Genomic DNA, 1,426 nt, shown 5'->3' with positions numbered 1-1,426 from the left:
TTGATGCAGTCGCTCATGGGGGAAACCCCCAAGACCGCGCTGCATCGCTTTCCGCCTCGTAGCCAGGGTTTAGACAGCCCGCCCCGTAACGCACCACCTTGTCAAACAACTTTTAGGAGATGCACCCATGGCCAATGGGCAAACGTAAGAATTTGATTATCATTTAATAGTTCCAGATTTTAAAGAATTGAAAGTCTGGGGAAAAGCCCTTGGCCTTTGACCTTCGCCTTGGCTGATAGCTGAATGCTTAGATTAACCTTGCCCTAACCCTCAAAACTAAATTGACAGAGTACACAGAGTACTACTTATCCTGTTTGCAAGTTGCCACTTTTTGCAAGTTGCCAGTTGCGCATCATTTAAGTTAGATATTATACCACATTTAAGACCCTATAGCAATTTTTAACTATCTTGGCTTTGCAATCTGCGTGATTGTACAGAGAAAACAAAAATGGCAATTTGTTTTTTCAGTGAAAGGACGATGGTTCTAAAGGGGAATCTCTAATGACAATGAGTTGAAGATTAATTGCTTAGGCTAAGCCTCGTGTCGTAAATAGGTTTCCACTTCTGGGATATTTTGAGAATGGCTATTGGGTCTGTTGGTTTTCAAGGAATGGAACTTCTGATTGCGTATTACCGAAATCCATCAATTCAACTTCGCAATCAGATAGTAAGATTAAATGCTGGATTAGTGAGGAAGATTGCTCATATAGTCAGCCAGAAGTGTGCTGAACCTTATGAAGACCTCGAGCAAATGGGTTACATCGGCTTGATTCGTGCTATTGAGCGGTTCGACCCCCATCAAGGTTGTGCATTCAGTTCCTTAGCAGTGCCTTACATTCGTGGTGAGATGCTACATTTCTTGCGCGACAGGGGTTCTCTGGTCAAGATTCCTCGCCGATGGCAGGAACTGCAGCAGGCAGGGAAAAGAGTCAGCAAAAAGTTAGCAACTAACTTGGGACGCTTCCCAAGAGATGAAGAAATTGCTAAGGCTTTGGATGTATCCCTGCAAGAGTGGCAGGAAAGTAAGTTGGCAGTTCAAAATCGTTTGCCTTTAAGTTTGGATGCCACGGTTTCTCAGAAAGTCGATCAACCCATGACTTTAGGAGAGACTCTACCAGATTACTATGAAGAGAATTTACACTATTGGGAAGAAGACCGACAACAGCTCCACGGTGCCTTGAGTCAGCTAGAATATAAAACTCAGGCAGCTATAGAATTTGTTTTCTTACGAGAACTCCCCCGCAAGGAGGCAGCCAAACGAATTGGAGTGAGTCCGATGACAGTGACGCGACATGTCAAAAGAGGACTTCAAGAGTTGGTTACCCTAATGAAATCTCAAGCATCGGAGCGTCTGGCAAGTTAGGAAGAATGAAGAATGAAGAATTAAGAATGAAGAATTAAGAATGAAGAATTAAGAATGAAGAAT

The 1,426-nt window shown here is 43.2% G+C and carries 1 protein-coding gene; it reads left to right on the top strand.

What is annotated here, in order from left to right; translation table 11 throughout:
- Positions 1–580 precede the first annotated feature (580 nt).
- Entirely contained in the window at positions 581–1,363 is a 783-nt protein-coding gene (locus tag AC4II3_RS32710; protein WP_293094409.1) for an RNA polymerase sigma factor SigF, read from the top strand.
- The last annotated feature ends 63 nt before the right edge of the window (positions 1,364–1,426 follow it).

It is taken from the genome of Moorena sp., from assembly GCF_982860115.1.
Note: the sequence above shows the minus strand (reverse complement) of the source record. Positions and strands in the feature narration are given on the sequence as shown.